General features: G+C 70.1%; 15 protein-coding genes and 1 pseudogene. 5 read left to right on the plus strand and 11 right to left on the minus strand.

The features are described 5' to 3' along the window. Positions 1-73 precede the first annotated feature (73 nt). The 6 genes from ACQE3M_RS08990 to ACQE3M_RS09015 all read right to left on the minus strand — a co-directional run bounded on the left by ACQE3M_RS08990 (position 74) and on the right by ACQE3M_RS09015 (position 5,081). Positions 74-940: an adenosylcobinamide amidohydrolase gene (locus ACQE3M_RS08990; protein WP_430505259.1), complete on the minus strand. Its 867-nt coding sequence runs from the start codon at positions 938-940 to the stop codon at positions 74-76. Then, positions 933-1,940 (minus strand): threonine-phosphate decarboxylase CobD, encoded by a 1,008-nt coding sequence (gene cobD, locus ACQE3M_RS08995; RefSeq protein ID WP_430505260.1) that lies wholly within the window; start codon positions 1,938-1,940, stop codon positions 933-935. Before cobD ends, ACQE3M_RS08990 begins: the two co-directional genes overlap by 8 nt. A 114-nt stretch (positions 1,941-2,054) precedes the next feature. Then, on the minus strand, positions 2,055-2,681 hold the full coding sequence (locus ACQE3M_RS09000; protein WP_430505261.1) for an NTP transferase domain-containing protein: 627 nt from the start codon (positions 2,679-2,681) through the stop codon (positions 2,055-2,057). Then, a complete protein-coding gene (gene cobS / locus ACQE3M_RS09005; RefSeq protein ID WP_430505262.1) occupies positions 2,666-3,472 on the minus strand; it encodes an adenosylcobinamide-GDP ribazoletransferase in 807 nt (268 codons plus the stop codon). The genes ACQE3M_RS09000 and cobS overlap by 16 nt, the downstream gene beginning before the upstream one ends. Further along, positions 3,469-4,464, minus strand: a complete 996-nt coding sequence (gene cbiB / locus ACQE3M_RS09010) for an adenosylcobinamide-phosphate synthase CbiB (RefSeq protein ID WP_430505263.1) — start codon at positions 4,462-4,464, stop codon at positions 3,469-3,471. Before cbiB ends, cobS begins: the two co-directional genes overlap by 4 nt. Beyond that, a complete protein-coding gene (locus ACQE3M_RS09015) occupies positions 4,461-5,081 on the minus strand; it encodes an HAD family hydrolase (protein WP_430505264.1) in 621 nt (206 codons plus the stop codon). Before ACQE3M_RS09015 ends, cbiB begins: the two co-directional genes overlap by 4 nt. A 294-nt stretch (positions 5,082-5,375) precedes the next feature. Here ACQE3M_RS09015 and polX point away from each other — a divergent pair, with 294 nt between their 5' ends. Next, positions 5,376-7,124 carry a DNA polymerase/3'-5' exonuclease PolX gene (gene polX / locus ACQE3M_RS09020; RefSeq protein ID WP_430505265.1) on the plus strand — a complete coding sequence of 583 codons (1,749 nt, stop codon included), beginning with the start codon at positions 5,376-5,378 and terminating at the stop codon, positions 7,122-7,124. Between the two features lies 1 nt (position 7,125). Then, positions 7,126-7,617, plus strand: coding sequence for a Mut7-C RNAse domain-containing protein (locus tag ACQE3M_RS09025; RefSeq protein WP_430505266.1), 492 nt, complete (start codon positions 7,126-7,128; stop codon positions 7,615-7,617). Between the two features lie 31 nt (positions 7,618-7,648). Here the strand turns inward: ACQE3M_RS09025 and ACQE3M_RS09030 are convergent, their stop codons facing one another. Continuing rightward, positions 7,649-8,815: a cell division protein CdpA domain-containing protein gene (locus ACQE3M_RS09030; protein ID WP_430505267.1), complete on the minus strand. Its 1,167-nt coding sequence runs from the start codon at positions 8,813-8,815 to the stop codon at positions 7,649-7,651. Positions 8,816-9,033: 218 nt separating this feature from the next. On the opposite strand from ACQE3M_RS09030, the gene ACQE3M_RS09035 reads away from it, so the two are divergent. Both ACQE3M_RS09035 and ACQE3M_RS09040 read left to right on the plus strand, forming a co-directional pair. Further along, positions 9,034-9,318 (plus strand): DUF5789 family protein, encoded by a 285-nt coding sequence (locus ACQE3M_RS09035; protein ID WP_430505268.1) that lies wholly within the window; start codon positions 9,034-9,036, stop codon positions 9,316-9,318. Between the two features lie 85 nt (positions 9,319-9,403). Further along, positions 9,404-9,856 carry a DUF302 domain-containing protein gene (locus ACQE3M_RS09040; RefSeq protein WP_430505269.1) on the plus strand — a complete coding sequence of 151 codons (453 nt, stop codon included), beginning with the start codon at positions 9,404-9,406 and terminating at the stop codon, positions 9,854-9,856. Positions 9,857-10,263: 407 nt separating this feature from the next. Here ACQE3M_RS09040 and ACQE3M_RS09045 read toward each other — a convergent pair whose 3' ends face one another. Then, the gene (locus ACQE3M_RS09045) at positions 10,264-10,518 is read right to left on the minus strand and encodes a DUF8066 domain-containing protein (protein ID WP_430505270.1); all 255 of its coding nucleotides are present in this window, start codon (positions 10,516-10,518) and stop codon (positions 10,264-10,266) included. Positions 10,519-10,595: 77 nt separating this feature from the next. On the opposite strand from ACQE3M_RS09045, the gene ACQE3M_RS09050 reads away from it, so the two are divergent. Next, positions 10,596-11,234: a hypothetical protein gene (locus tag ACQE3M_RS09050; RefSeq protein ID WP_430505271.1), complete on the plus strand. Its 639-nt coding sequence runs from the start codon at positions 10,596-10,598 to the stop codon at positions 11,232-11,234. Between the two features lie 15 nt (positions 11,235-11,249). Here the strand turns inward: ACQE3M_RS09050 and nreA are convergent, their stop codons facing one another. The 3 genes and pseudogenes from nreA to ACQE3M_RS09065 all read right to left on the minus strand — a co-directional run. Next, positions 11,250-12,524, minus strand: a complete 1,275-nt coding sequence (nreA, locus tag ACQE3M_RS09055; RefSeq protein WP_430505272.1) for a DNA repair protein NreA — start codon at positions 12,522-12,524, stop codon at positions 11,250-11,252. An 83-nt stretch (positions 12,525-12,607) separates the two neighbouring features. Beyond that, positions 12,608-13,753, minus strand: a complete 1,146-nt coding sequence (locus tag ACQE3M_RS09060; protein ID WP_430505273.1) for an SPFH domain-containing protein — start codon at positions 13,751-13,753, stop codon at positions 12,608-12,610. A gap of 55 nt (positions 13,754-13,808) precedes the next feature. After that, positions 13,809-14,165: pseudogene (locus tag ACQE3M_RS09065) on the minus strand (IS6 family transposase); the annotation flags it as partial.

Here is a 14,165-nt window from a genome sequence, read left to right on the forward strand (position 1 = left end):
GTCCCGACTCAACGGTGTCCAAGTCGATCATTCGGACTCGACGCTCGCGTTCACTCGGAGCCGTCGCCCGCGATCACCCCGAGTCGTCGCCCGCGATCGGCTCGACCGTCGCCGTCTCGTCGGTGACGACGCCGTGTTCGGCCTCGGCGACGGAGGTCGGTAGCGCCGCGTCCAACTCGTCGACGTACCGAGAGTCGAGCGCCGCGGTGATCGCATCACGGACGCAAGCCCGGGCCGAGGCCCCGACCGACGTCGCCGCGCCCGAGAACGACGCTGTCTCGCCGTCCGGGTCGCAGCCGACGACGACCGCGTCCGACGTGGTTCCCGGGAACCCCGTCGTCGCGAGCAGCGTCGTCGCCTTCGCCTCCGCGGCGACGGCGACGAGGTTCGGCAGGGCTCCCGGCGCGAGCGACCGCGTCGTCCCGACGAACACGTTGACCGTACCGGGCCGGTTGCAGTGCGTGGTCGTCGGGACGTCGCCGGCCACACCGTCGGCGGCGCCGGCGCCGGCACCTGCCACCGGGAGCTGTGCCGGGTTCGACAGCCCGGCGGTAGCGACGGCTTCGACCGAGCCGTGCCGAGCGCGGTGGGCGTGCCGCTGGTCCACGCCCGTCAGCAACACCGGCGGCGTGTCGGTCCCGGTGTCGTCCCCGGAGTCGCCTCCGAAGTCAGCCCCGGAGTCGTCCCCGAAACCGGCGGCCGTCAGCCGCCGCTCGACGTAGGGCTGTAGCGGCTGCTCCGGCCAGCCCTCGGGAACCGTCACGTTGTACGCTGCGTCGGCGACGACCTCGCCACCGTCGAACCCGGTCGAGAGGAACCGCGTTCCCGGCCGGTGCAGGCGACAGACGCCGTCGCTCACCGTCGCGTCGAACGCGCTGTCGCTCGCCGCCTCGGCCGCAGGTCCCGGCTGCGGTCCGGATTCGGGGTCGGGGTCAGACATTGAGCGCGGCGAGACACTGGTCGTTCTCGTCCGGCCGCTTCACCGCGACGCGGACGTGGTTGTCCAGCGTTCGGAAGGTGCGAGCGTCGCGGATGGCGACGCCGTCGGCCCGGGCCGACTCGATGATGGCGTCGACGTCCTCGTCGCCGACATCGAGCAGGAGGAACGGGGCGTCCGAGGGGGACACGTCGAACCGCGTGGCGAGCCGCGCTGCCATCCGCTCGCGCTCCGATGCGACGATTGCGCGCGTCTCCTCGACGAACTCGGTCTGTCGCAGGCAGTGCGCGCCGACCGTCGCGGCGGGCGTGGAGAGCCCCCACGGCACGCGGGCGGTGTCGAGCCGGTCGCGCTGGTCGCCCGTCGCGACGAGGAACCCCGCGCGCAGCCCCGGTAATCCGAACATCTTCGTGAGCGAGCGGGCGACGACGACGCCCGGCTCCCCGGCGAGGCTCGAGCGCCCCGTGAAATCGAGGAACGCCTCGTCGACGAGCAGCGTCGTGTCCGCCGTCCGGCAGCGACGGGCGAACGCCTGCAGGTCGCCGGTTTCGTACGCCTCGCCGGTCGGGTTGTTCGGCGTACAGACGACGACGAGCGCGTAGTCGGCGGGGTCAGCGTCGAGGATCTCGTCGTGCGCGACGAAGGTCGGCGTGCCGCCGTGGATCTCGACCTCCTTCGCGTACTCGCCGAACGAGGGCGCCGGAAGCAGCACGTCGTCGCCCTCGTCGAGGGCCGTCGAGACGACGAGGCGGATCCCGGCCATCCCGCCGGCGGTCGGGAGCACCTGTCGACCTTCGCAGCCGACGTACTCGGCGGCGGCGTTGCGGAACTCGGGGTAGTCGGACGACGGATAGCGCCGCGAGCTCGAGAGGGCTGCGTCGTAGGCGGCCACGACGCCGGGTGGGGACCGCGGATTCGTGTTGGCGCTGAAGTCCAGTACGTCCGGATCGCTCGTTCCGCCGTGGGTCACGGAATCGAGCCGGTCCAGCGCGTCGGTGTCCATGCCTCGTCCCACTGCGCCGGTCCGTAGAAACCTTCCGCTCCGCCCGGCTGCTGCCGGTAGCCCGGAGGCGGGGACGAGAGGAGGAGGGGGATCGGGGCGCCGAAATCGACCTGATCAGTCCCCGTCGTCACCGGCCAGCGCCCGGGCGACGGCGAGGTCGCCCGGGCGGTTGACGTTCACTGCCAGCGCCTTGCTGTCGACGACGTGGACGCGGTCGGCCTCGCTCCCGACGACGTTCATCCCCGTTGGCGCGACCGTCGTCCCGTCGTGGTCGAACGTCGTGTCCGCGCTCACGCCCAGCTCCTGCTTCAGCGTGCGCGGGACACAGACGGACAGCGACTCGCCGGCCGCGCGTTCGACGGCGAGGTCGACCGCCTCCCCCGAGAGCAGCGGGAGGTCGGCGGCGACGGTCAGTGCCGGCGTCCCCGTCCGCTCCAGCGCGTCGTTCAGGTCGGCGACGTACCCCCCACCGGCCCCCTCGTGGACGACGAGCTCGTCCTCGCCGGCCACGCGGTTCTCCAGAAGGTGTGCGTGTGTCTCCGGTGCCTTCGGGGACGTGACGGCGTGGATCCGGCCCACCCTGTCCGCCGTCCGGAGCCCGTCGAGGACCCGGTCGATCATCGGTTCGCCGGCGACCTCGACGAGGGGTTTCTCGACGTCGCCGCCGAGGCGCGACCCCTCCCCGCCGCAAAGGACGATGGCCGGGAGAGGGGCCGCCGACGTCCTCAGAGGATCGCCCACGCGATCACCCCCGCGTGGAGCGCGACGGCGCGCCCGAGCTCGTTGGCCGCGCCGAGGACGTCGCCGCTGACGCCGCCGAGCCACGAGCGCGTGCCAACGAGGAGCGCGACGGCGACGGCCGGACCGCCGAGCAGCGCCGCGACGAGCGGGACCACGGCGCCGAACGGCGGGGCGACCAGCACGGCGCTGGCGACGACCACCGCGGGCACGAACGAGAGCCGGCCGACGACGCCGACCAGCTGTGACCCCAGCCCCTCGTGGGCCGGCTCGCCGAAGCAGACCAGCAACGCCATCCCGAGCTTCGCGCCGACCTCGGCGGCGATAACCATCCGAACGGCGAGGGAGCCGGCAGCGAGTGTCGTCGCGACGCCGGTCGCCCCGAGCGCGAGCGCGATCAGGGTGAGCCCGAGTGCCAGCGCGCCGCCGACCCCGGTCTCGGAGTCCTTCAGCACCTCCCGGCGCGTCTCCGGGTCGTGTGCCGCGATCGCGTCCCCGAGGTCGGCGAGCCCGTCCGCGTGCGTGACGCCGGAGACCAGATAGACGACGGCGAGGTATGCCGTCACTGCAGTGGGCCACGGGACCGGGAGCGAGAACCCGATGCCGGCGAGGGTGCCGACGATTGCCCCGACGACCGGGAGTGTCCACGGCGATCGACGGAAGGCGTCCCAGTCGGCTCGCGTGCCGCCCGGGATCGGGATCCGGGTCAGGAAGGTGATCGCGCCACGGAGCGCCGGGATCGGGCTCGGGCTGGGCCTCCGGGCGGTGGCAGTCTCGGAATCAGGATCGCTCATACGGCGACGGACACCCCCGAAGTGAGCCCGGCGGCCGCGGCCGTCGCGAGGCCCGCGAGGACGACGGCGAGCCACCCGGCCCGGTCGACGACGGCCACGCCGCGGTTCGCCTGCTCCGCATCCGGGAGCGACCTCTCCGGATTGAGCGTGTACGTTTCCGGCTTCTCCAGTCGGACGTCGAGCACGGTCGCCAGCGTCGCCATCGGCCACCCGGAGTTCGGCGAGTCCGGAACCCGGGCCCAGGTGCGTGCTCGGCGGAGCGCGCCAGGGGCGAGCGCGGCCACGGCGATCAGCAGCGCGGCAACCCGTGCCGGAATCCACATGACGATGTCGTCGAGCCGCGCGGGCGCCCAGCCGACCGGCTTCGACCGGTAGCCGAGCATCGAATCGAGCGTGTTGACCCCCTTGACCCAGGCCGCGGCGGCCGCAGCGGCTGGAAGCGCGAGTTCGGGAACCCCTGCGAGCGGAGCCACAGCGGCACCGACGGCGAAGCCCAGGAGCGGGGCGACGTGACCGTCGGCCAGGTTCTCCGCGGCGCTCTCGACCGCTGCGGACCGAACGAGCCCGGCGGAGAGGTCGCTCGCTTCGCGGCCGGCGAGCGCGAGCAGGGCCTCGCGAGCGGCGTCGAGATCGTCGGTCGACAGTGCGATCACGTCGTCGGCGACGTCGACGAGCATGCGCAGGCTGGCACAGACGAAGAGGACGAGCGCGGCGAGCGCCGTGGCGACGGCGAGCCCGAATCCTGCGGAGAACGGGGAGGCGGTTCCCGCCCGCGCGCCGGCGAGGACGACGCCGGCCGCGACGCCGGCGAACGCGACGGGGAGCAGGACCGCGGCGGCGACGCCGGCCAGCCGCGAGTCGGTGAACGCGCGGTCGACGTAGCCGACCGGCTTGCCGAGCCAGACGACCGGGTGGACCCGAGCCGGCGGTTCGCCGACGACGCGGTCCAGCGTCGCGGCGGCGAGGACGGCCATCGCCGCGGCGGCGCTCACGGTTGCGCCTCCAGCAGTCGCTCCAGGTCCGAAAGTGGCGTTTCGGTGACGTCGACGAACCGGCCACCACAGTCCTCGATACCCCCGTCCGTGCGCGGGTCGTCGCCGACGTGCGTGAGGTCGGCCGCGGTGCAGTCGAGGGACGCCGCCGCCTCCGCGAACGCCTCGGCGTGAGGCTTCCGCCACCCGCAGCCGATGCTCGTCGTCACGGCGTCGAACTCGCCGCGCAGGCCCGCGCGGATCAGCGTCCGCGGGACGAGCTCCGGCACGGAGCAGTTCGAGAGGATCCCGACCGGGCCCTGCTCCGCGGCCGCCCGAACCGCCGCCAGCGCGCCGTCGCGACGGATGACCTCGGGGTCGAACGCGGCGACGACGGCGTGGCGCGGGGTGTTCCCGGGCGCATCGACGTCCCGCGAGGCCAGCGCACGGGCGACGTGTGCCGGGAGCGGGGTCTCGGCGCCGTCGGGTGCGCCGACGTGGTCCTCACGGTAGGCCGCGTGCCAGTCGTCGGGGACAGCCACGCCGCGCGATTCAAGCTCGCGAGCGACCGCCTCCGCGGGGTCCGGCGGGGTCTCGACGTCGACGAGCGTCCCGAAGAGATCGAACGTTACAGCCACGTTGCTCGGGTACAGGGAGAGGGACAGATTCAAGGCTTCGATCGGATCAGTTCCGTGACTGAGCGGTGCTTCGCTCGGGACGCGCGGCGGTTCGAGGCTCTTATTTATAAATAGGACCGGGAAGTGCAGCTGGCGACACCGCTCAGCGCGCCTGGAGAGCCCGGGCCGCCGCGCGGACGGGCTGCTCGCTACTGCGGACGCCGCTACCGTTCCTTTTTATCCGAAAACGCGCCCAGTCACCCACACCGACACCCGCTTATAAGACACCACGCACCGGATAGGGAACCAGCCAGAATGAGCCGGAACGACGAGGTGGCCGACTTACTGGAGGAGTTCGCGGACCTCCTCGACGCGAAGGGCGTCGAGTACAAGCCGACCGCGTACCGCCGGGCCGCGGAGAACGTCCGCGACCACCCGGCGCCGATCGAGAACCTCGCCGGCGAGGGCGAGGACGCGGTCGCGGAGATCGACCGCGTCGGCGACGCCATCGCCGCGAAGATCGTCGAGTACTTCGAGACGGGCGAGATCGAGGAGCTCGAGGCGCTTCGCTCGGAGCTGCCGGTCGACATCGAGGCGTTGACGCGCATCGAGGGCGTCGGCCCGAAGACGGTCGGGACGCTGTACGAGGAGCTGGGGATCACGACGCTCGACGAGATGGAGGCGGCGGCCGAGGCCGGCGAGATCACGGAGGTGAAGGGGTTCGGCCCGAAGACGCAGGAGAACATCCTCGAGAACGTCACCTTCGCCCGGGAGGCGCAGGAGCGTGAGCGCGTCGGCGACGCGCGGCCCGTCGCGGACGACGCGCTGGGCTACCTCGCGGACGTGGAGGCAGTCACCGAGGTCGAGGTCTGCGGCTCGATCCGCCGCTGGAAGGACACCATCGGCGACGTCGACGTCCTCGCCGCCAGCGACGAGGAGGAGGCAGTCGTCGACGCCTTCACCGACTGGCCCGCGGCCGACGCCGTCATCGAGGCCGGGACGAACAAGGCGAGCGTCCGCGCGGACGGCCTCCGGGTGGACCTGCGCGTCGTCGTCACCGAGGAGTTCGGCGCCGCGCTCCAGTACTTCACCGGCTCGCGCGACCACAACATCGCCGTTCGCAATCGCGCGATCGACCGGGACCTGAAGGTGAACGAGTACGGCGTCTTCGACGTCTCGGACGTCGAGGACCCCGATTCGGGCCAGCGCGTCGGCGACAAGGTCGCCGGCGAGAGCGAGGAAGGGGTCTACGACGCGCTCGACATGGCCTGGGTCCCGCCGGAGCTCCGGGAGAACAACGGCGAGGTCGCGGCCGCGGCAGACGGGGCGCTTCCGGACCTGATCGAGCAGGAGGGGATCAACGGCGACCTCCACACGCACACGGACTGGTCCGACGGCGGCCACACCATCGCGCAGATGGTCGAGGCCGCGGCCGAGCGCGGTTACGACTTCCACGCGGTCACCGACCACGCGGAGGGGCCCGGAATCTTCGGCAACACCGGGCTTAGCGAGGCGGACCTCGAGGAGCAAGCTGAAGCCGTCGCCGAGGTCGCCGAAAACGTCGACATCGACGTTTTCCACGGCGTCGAGGCGAACATCGCAGAGGACGGCGCCATCTCGACCGACGACGACGCGCTCGCCGCCCTCGACTTCGTCGTCGCCTCGCCTCACTCCGCGCTGCGGGAGAGTGAGGACGCGACCGACCGACTCGTCACCGCCATCGAGCACCCCGAAGTCGACGTCCTCGGGCATCCGACCGGCCGGATCATCAACAGCCGCGCGGGGCTCGACGTCGACTTCGAGCGCGTCGCCGAAGCGGCCGCGGCCGAGGACGTCGCGCTCGAGGTGAACGCTAACCCGGCCAGGCTCGACTGCAACGGCGACGCCGTGCGCGCCGCCATCGACGCCGGTGCCCCGATCGCCATCAACACCGACGCGCACAGCCCCCGCGAGTTCGACCACGTCCGCTTCGGCGTCCACACCGCGCGGCGCGGCTGGGCGGAGGGCGCCGACGTGCTCAACGCGCGTTCGCCCACGGAGCTCCGCGAGTTCTTCGCGGATTGAGATGGCGGACGGCGAAACTGATGGGGCGGGGCCCGCCGATCGAACCCCGGAGTCGACGCCGCTGCTGCTGGACGTCATGTGCGGCACCCTGGCGACGTACCTGCGCATGTGCGGCTACGACGCAGTGTACGCGCTCGACCGCGACGTCGAGGCCGACGAGCGGATCCGCGAGATCGCCGCCGCGGAGGACCGGACGGTGCTCACGCGCGACGAGGAGCTCGCTGCCCGGGCGGACGACGCCGTCCTGCTGACCGAGCGCGACCCGCTCGACCAGCTTCGGGAGCTTCGCGAGGACGGGTTCCAGGTCGAACTGGACGAAACACCGAGTCGGTGCGGGCGCTGTAACGGCCGGCTCCGGAGGCTTCCAGCCGACGCGGAGCGCCCGGACTACGCGCCCGACGAGGGACCCGTCTGGCGGTGTCGCGACTGCGGGCAGTGCTTCTGGAAGGGCAGCCACTGGGAGCGAGTCGAGGACCGGCTCGAAACGCTGTGAACCGCGAGAAGGGGTTCCGCCGCCCGCGATGCTAGTTGATGAACTCGACGTCCTCGTCGTCGTCCGCGCCGGCGTCGCTGCCGTCCCTGCTCCGGCGGGACGACGACGAGGAGTCGGCCGAGGGGCTGTAATCCTCGACTTCGGACGCTCGTGGTCCGGTCTCGGACGTCGTCGCGTCGGTCGAGTAGTCCGGGTCCGGGAGGCTTCCCGTCCCCGTGCTGGTCGTGTCGATCCGGTCCGTCGACCCGGTCGAGCGCGACGAGTCGCCGATGGCGCCCCGGGATGCCGCGTTGCCGGTCGAGGAGTCGCGGGATCGGTCGTCGCTGGAGGTCCTCTCGGTCGACGTCTCCTCGCGGTTCGACACCCACTCCCGGGAGCGCGTGTCGTCGACGGTGTCCACGCCGGTGCTTGTGTCCGTGCCAGCGTCGTCCATCGGCGAGCTGATGTCGGTATCGCTCGCGCCGCCGTCGCTCGCGCTCGCCGCCGTGCCGCCGACGCCGGCGCCCGTTCTCGGTGACCGGCCGGAGTCCGACGCGGTGCTGGGCCGGCCGGTCCCACTGGTCCCGCCGGACCCCCCTGCGCCCTTGCCGGGCGCGTTCGTCTGCGTCTCGACGTCGCCGTCCGGCGTGCCGCCGAGGAAGCCCATCCCGCCGAGTCCGCCGAGTCGACCCTTGTCGACCTCGACGACCTTCGTCTCGCCCTTGTGCGTGACCTCCATCGTCACGGTGCCGCCGGGGTCGTTCCGCGTCTTGAAGTTCGCGACGCCGACGAAGAGACACCAGAACGTCGTCGCGGCGCCGAGGAAGTAGATGCCCGCGGTCGGCAGCGTCAGGTCGGTCAGCTCCACGGCGCAGGTGTTACCGATCCACTGGCAGGGATACGCGTGGGCGAACATCGCGACGCCGAGGCCCATGATCGAAGCGCCGACGATGGCGGCCGCCCGAGTGTTACGGCTCGCCGGCAGCACGGCCATCACGCCGAGCATCACCAGCGGGACGCCGACTCCGCCGAACACCCCGCCGAAGAGACGGGCATCGCCCAGCGAGTAGCCCATGCTCGTTACGAGTCCGGTTCCGGCCGACAGGATACCCGCGACGACGAGGGCCACGCCAGCGACGAACAGTCCGACTCCGAGGTACAGCTGCCGGAGGCTCGTCGTGCGCCCCCCGTCTTCGTACACCTCCGAGAGACTAGTCATAGCGGACCATATCGCTCCACCGTGAAAACTCTATGTCAGACATCCGCCGAGCGGGGGGCGGCTGTCGACCGCAGCGGCCCGGCGCTCGACCGCAGCGGCTCGGCGCTCGACCGCAGCGGCTCGGCGCTCGACCGGAGGGGCTCCCCGCCGCCGGGCGTGCTCGGCCCCCAGCGACGGCCTTCGAAAGTATTACCCTCGCCGCCGCGGAACGCGCAGCCATGAGCGAGGACGAGGAACCCGAGGCGGAGCCTGCCGTCGAGCTCGGCGAGGGCCCCGACGTTGCCGGCCAGCCGATCGCCCGCGTCGCGTCGCGGCTGACGTGGCCGAAACCGAAAAGCGAGATCGTCGCCCGCGAGGGCGACGTCGAGATCCGGACGCCCGAGGGCCCGCGCGCCCTCGACGACGTGCTCGACGCCGTCGGCGTCGACGTGTTCGACACCCGCGGGACGTTCGTCGAGGCCGTCCAGGAGGAGGTCGGTCGCGGCCCCGTCGCCACCGAGTAGGCGTCTTCGGCCCGTCGAATCCGGCGCCACCGAAGCGGACGCAAATACCGCGCGGCTTTTTGTCGCTGCCCACCCACTACCAGCCATGACGCTCCCGTTCGATCCCGCAGCGCTCGACGGCGACGACTTCGGCGAGGAGGAGGTAGTCCTGGAGATGGACCACGAGGAGGCAATCGAGCACGTCCGCGAGGTGTGTGCGGACGCCGGCTTCGGCTTCCCGACGGAGTTCTCCCCCTCCGAGCTCTTAAACGAGAAGGTCGACGCCGACCGTGACCCCTACTACGTGCTCGGCGCGTGCAACCCGAACATGGCGAACCGCGCGCTCGACGCGACCGGCGGCGACGTCGGTGCGCTGTTCCCCTGCAACATGGTCATCGAGCAGATCGAGCCCGGTCGCCAGCGCGTCTACCACGTCTCCATCATGCGGATCGCGCGCCTCCTCGGCATGGTTGAACCCGACGAGTCGACGGAGATGGACGCGATCATCGCGAGCACCGGCGAGATGGTCGAGGAGGTCTTCGACGAGCTGTCGGACTGACGGTCGTAGGCGTCTGGTTTCGTTAAGCGGGGACGGCCTGAACCAGCCGTTATGTGCAGACAGCGAACCACCAGTTCGTCTGAGACTTCTCGTGCAGAACGACGTTGACTCGGTTACTCAGTAATCAATGCTATCGTGAATTCCCAGCGGAATTTTATGCTTATAGTGGATATATACTGACAGGGGTTGGTGGTTATTTACATAGAGTGTGAATCGTGTGGGTTCGTACTGAAAGCCGCAGCATCGGAGGACAGGACCCCAAAGAACTGGGATGATTGTCCGAATTGTGATGGTACGCAGTTCATGCAACCTGCCGAGTGAACCGCCTGCACGGACCGATTCAGCTGGAGCTCCCTCTCCACAAACGCTAAAACCCGAAACCGGATCGGCACCCTGGAAAGCGGACGCTACTCCACTTCGCGAGTCGAGCCGCCGTCGTTCGCGTCCCTCTCACCAACGTCCGCGGGCGACGACCCCTCCGCGGCGAGCCGTTCGAGCGACGTCGCCATCGACTGCGTATCCTGCCGAATTCGATACAGCAGATAGATCGCCGCCGCCGCGAGCACCAGCGGCACGAACCCCATCAGCACGTACACGATAAAGACGACGAACATCTCCGGACCACCGGGCATCTGGAGGGGCATCACGTAGCGGTCGACCACCGGCTCGCACTTAAACACGGCGCCGCTCCCGCCCGCAGGCGACACCTCTAAGCGAACCGGCCCGGAACGGGCGCGACATGGACTGGCAGGCGCGGGCGGGCGAGCTGCTCTTCGACGGTGAGTCCATCCGCGAGCGAATCGACGCCGGGGGCGACCGCGTCGTCGTCACAACGCACCGAGTGCTCGCGTTCACGCCCGGTAGCGACGGCGCGAACTTCCGGGCAATCGACCGACCGAACGTGACCGGCGTCCGGGCCGGGACGCGGGGGAACGCGGACCAGCTCCGGGGAGCCGGCGTCGCCGGCGCCGGGGGCCTCGGCGCGCTCGCGCTCGGACTGCTCCTGGATCTCGACTCGCTCGTCCCGAAGGGCGGCGTCGACCTCGCCGGCGGCAGCGCAGCGGGCATCGGCGGCCTGCTCGCAACTATCGAAACCCTGTTGCGGATCGTCGCGCTCCTCGACGACCTGCTCGTCTTCCTGGGGGTGGTGGCGCTGCTGGCGGCCGCGGTGCTGGTCGGCGTTTACTGGACCCGGCGGGAGCCGGTGCTGACGATCGCCGTCGCCGGCGACGACGACGTTCAGGTTGGGTGGGCCGCCGGCGACGACGACGTTCAGGTTGGGTGGGCCGCCGGCGACGAGCGCAACGAAGAGGAGGTCGACGACGCCGACAGCGCCGAAGCCGCGGCCAACCGACTCCGCCGGGCGGTGTACTCGTAGCGCGTCGAGCCCGCCTCAGTCGCCGTCGAGGAAGTCCGCCAGGTTCGCCTGTAACCCGGACACCATCGTCGACTTCCGGCGGAGCCGCGCCAGCGACACCGGGAGGTGGTCGCTCACGCCACGAACCGCTTGCTCGAACGTTTCCGCGGTGCCGAACTCGCTCAGGTCGAAGGCATCCCTGACTGCCTCGCGGACCTGCCAGACGCCGACCGGGCCCCAGTACTCGTCGGAGACGTGCCGGAGGACGATGGCCTTCGCCTGTCGGTTCCGGTCCGAGAGGTGCTCTAAGACGCCGAGGCGGGCGGCGTAGTACGCGCCGGCCGTCTCCTCGACGTAGCCCGTGCGCCCCTCGCGGCCTTCGTGGGCCGCAGCAAGGTAGATGCCCGCCTCGGGGTCGGGGTTCCAGATGCTGCCCGGCGCCTTCATCTCGACGAGCTCGTACTCCCACTGGCCCGGGACGAGCACGACCCAGAAGGCGTTGCCGAGGTACTCGTTGCGGTGGACCTCGACCCGGTCGATCGACGGCGCGTCGCGGATGGTCCCGCGGAGGAACTGCCCGACGGTGTCGTCGACGGCGGTGATCGACCAGCGCGTCGGGACCAGCCGGCGGTTCTCCCCCCGTCCGAGCGCACCCGCGGAGAGGACCGTGTTGATCTCGTAGACGTCGAAGCCGCGCCGATAGAGGTAGTTCATCGCCCCCTGCGCCTGCCAGTCGTCGTCTTCCAGGGTCTTTTTGACGGGGCGCGGGACGTGCGGGTTCTCGCCCAGCTCCGCGCGCTCGGCGCGGGCGCGGGGGCCCGTCGGGGTCTTCACGTCCTGCGCGCCCACGTCGAAGTCGAGGTCCGGCGTCTCGTCGAGGCCGATCTCGACGTCGACCGAGCGGTCGGCGATGGCGACCTCGCGCTGGGTCCCGAGCCAGCCGTCCCAGGCGTCGTGGACGCTGTCGACCGCGGCCGTCCGGTTGGAGTTGAGCAGGCTCGTCCGGCGCTCGAAGACGTCCGCGATCGAAACGCCCTCGTCGTACCACGCGCCGGAGGTCTCGAACTGCTCGGCCGAGTTCTCGTGGCCGACAGGCGAGAGGATCCCCGTCGAGACGTTCGGGTAGTTCGACCGGCCGACGAAGATCGAGGGGGAGACGCTCCCGACGAGGGCGTCGTCGGTGACGTGCTCCTCGAAGCGACGCTCGAAGGACTCGAGGTGGTCGAGGATCTCGTAGTCCTTCTCCTGCGCGAGCCGCCGCTTCTCGGCGCGCTCGTTCGCCTCGAAGTCGATGTACTCGTCGAGCCGCATTCAGTGGCAAAAGGGACCGCGCGCGCTTGAACCTTCCCCGAGCGAGGCGGTGGGTGTGCGGATGGGTCGGTCCGGCGGAGTGCCTACTCAGTCTCCGTTTCCGTCTCGGTCCCGGCCTCCGTCTCCGACAGCTCCTCCTCGTCCATCTCCTCGATGACCTCGTCGGCGGACTTGATCCCCGCCTCACCGGTCTTGACAGCCTCGGCCTCCTGCTCGAGCTCGTCGACGTCCATCTCGGCCGCCTCGTCGATCTGGCCGAGGATCTCGTCGATGTTGTCGAGGCCGAGCATCTGGCGCGTCTCCTCGTCGAACTCGAGCCCTTCGAGCCCCTCGCCCTGCGACTCCACGTCGGACCCAGTCAGGTGCTTGCCGTAGCGCCCGACGAGGCTGGTGAGCTCCTGCGGGAGGACGAACGTCGTCGACTCGCCCTGGCCGATCTCCTCGAGCGTCTCCATCCCGCGTTCAATGATGGCGCGCTCGCCCATCGACTCGGCGGACTTCGCGCGCAGCACCGTCGAGATGGCGTCACCCTGCGCTTCCAGGATCTGGCTCTGCTTTTCACCCTGCGCGCGGATGATGTTCGACTGCTTCTCGCCCTCGGCCTCCTCGACCGCGGAGCGCCGTTCGCCCTGTGCTTCGAGGATCATCGCCCGCCGGCGCCGCTCCGCGGACGTCTGCTGCTCCATCGCCTGCTGGACGTCCTTCGAGGGGTTGACCTCGCGGACCTCCACGCTCTCGACGCGGATCCCCCACTCGTCGGTCGGCTCGTCGAGCTCCTGGCGGATCTTCGCGTTGATCTCCTGGCGCTTGTTCAGCGTGTCGTCGAGCTCCATGTCGCCGAGCACGGCTCGCAGCGTCGTCTGTGCGAGGTTCGAGACGGCCTTCTTGTAGTCGTCGACCTCGAGGAACGCCTTCTTCGCGTCCATCACCTTGATGTAGACGACGGCGTCGGCCGTGACCGGCGAGTTGTCGCGCGTGATCGCTTCCTGCCGCGGGACGTCGAGCGTCTGCGTTCGCATGTCGAACGCGTACGTCCGCGAGACGAACGGCGGGATGATGCTGATCCCCGGCTGGAGCAGCTTCCGGTACTCGCCGAAGACCGTCAGCGCCTCCTTCTCGTACGCGTCGACGATCTCGACGGATTGCCAGACGGCGACGATGATCAGCAGGAGGAACAGCAGGCCGATCGCCGCGACGCCGAACCCGAGCTGGAGGGGCACTGTTACCATAGTGAGACGTTGGCTGGTTTGCTTATAAGCGTTCGGCCGGTCGCGGGGGTAGTGTTCAGATAAGCTGATTCCATGCGAAAGCGAACGCTTGCAACCAGTTTTCGACGGTCTCTGCTCTGGCATGGCTGAAACAGTTTGAGAACTGGTTGGTTCGGCGTTTGACTTCTCGGAAGACGCGCTCCACGCTATTCCGATTCCCGTGGGTTTCATGCTGGAATCGTAGTCCATGACGGTGACAAGCCGCCTGCAGCCATGGCGCACCGTCGACGAGAAAGATTGAATCATCGACCTGATGTTTCTCTCGAAGTTCTGAGAGAAACATCGAGCTGACTGCGGTAGTTCTCGTCGGGTAGAGTCGAGCGTGAAGCAGGCGATTCGTCGCGGGATCGACAGCAGCGTACAGCCAATACTG

The organism is Halosubterraneus shenae, assembly GCF_050510935.1.
Taxonomy (GTDB): domain Archaea; phylum Halobacteriota; class Halobacteria; order Halobacteriales; family Haloferacaceae; genus JBDGPU01.

Excerpts from the sequence above, each read along its gene's own strand:
- ACQE3M_RS09035 (WP_430505268.1), top strand. The coding sequence starts at position 9,034 with ATGAGCGAGGACGAGGAACCCGAGGCGGAGCCTGCCGTCGAGCTCGGC.
- ACQE3M_RS08990 (WP_430505259.1), bottom strand. The coding sequence starts at position 940 with ATGTCTGACCCCGACCCCGAATCCGGACCGCAGCCGGGACCTGCGGCC.
- polX (WP_430505265.1), top strand. The coding sequence starts at position 5,376 with ATGAGCCGGAACGACGAGGTGGCCGACTTACTGGAGGAGTTCGCGGAC.
- ACQE3M_RS09040 (WP_430505269.1), top strand. The coding sequence starts at position 9,404 with ATGACGCTCCCGTTCGATCCCGCAGCGCTCGACGGCGACGACTTCGGC.
- ACQE3M_RS09050 (WP_430505271.1), top strand. The coding sequence starts at position 10,596 with ATGGACTGGCAGGCGCGGGCGGGCGAGCTGCTCTTCGACGGTGAGTCC.
- ACQE3M_RS09030 (WP_430505267.1), bottom strand. The coding sequence starts at position 8,815 with ATGACTAGTCTCTCGGAGGTGTACGAAGACGGGGGGCGCACGACGAGC.
- ACQE3M_RS09060 (WP_430505273.1), bottom strand. The coding sequence starts at position 13,753 with ATGGTAACAGTGCCCCTCCAGCTCGGGTTCGGCGTCGCGGCGATCGGC.
- ACQE3M_RS09025 (WP_430505266.1), top strand. The coding sequence starts at position 7,126 with ATGGCGGACGGCGAAACTGATGGGGCGGGGCCCGCCGATCGAACCCCG.
- nreA (WP_430505272.1), bottom strand. The coding sequence starts at position 12,524 with ATGCGGCTCGACGAGTACATCGACTTCGAGGCGAACGAGCGCGCCGAG.
- cobS (WP_430505262.1), bottom strand. The coding sequence starts at position 3,472 with ATGAGCGATCCTGATTCCGAGACTGCCACCGCCCGGAGGCCCAGCCCG.
- cobD (WP_430505260.1), bottom strand. The coding sequence starts at position 1,940 with ATGGACACCGACGCGCTGGACCGGCTCGATTCCGTGACCCACGGCGGA.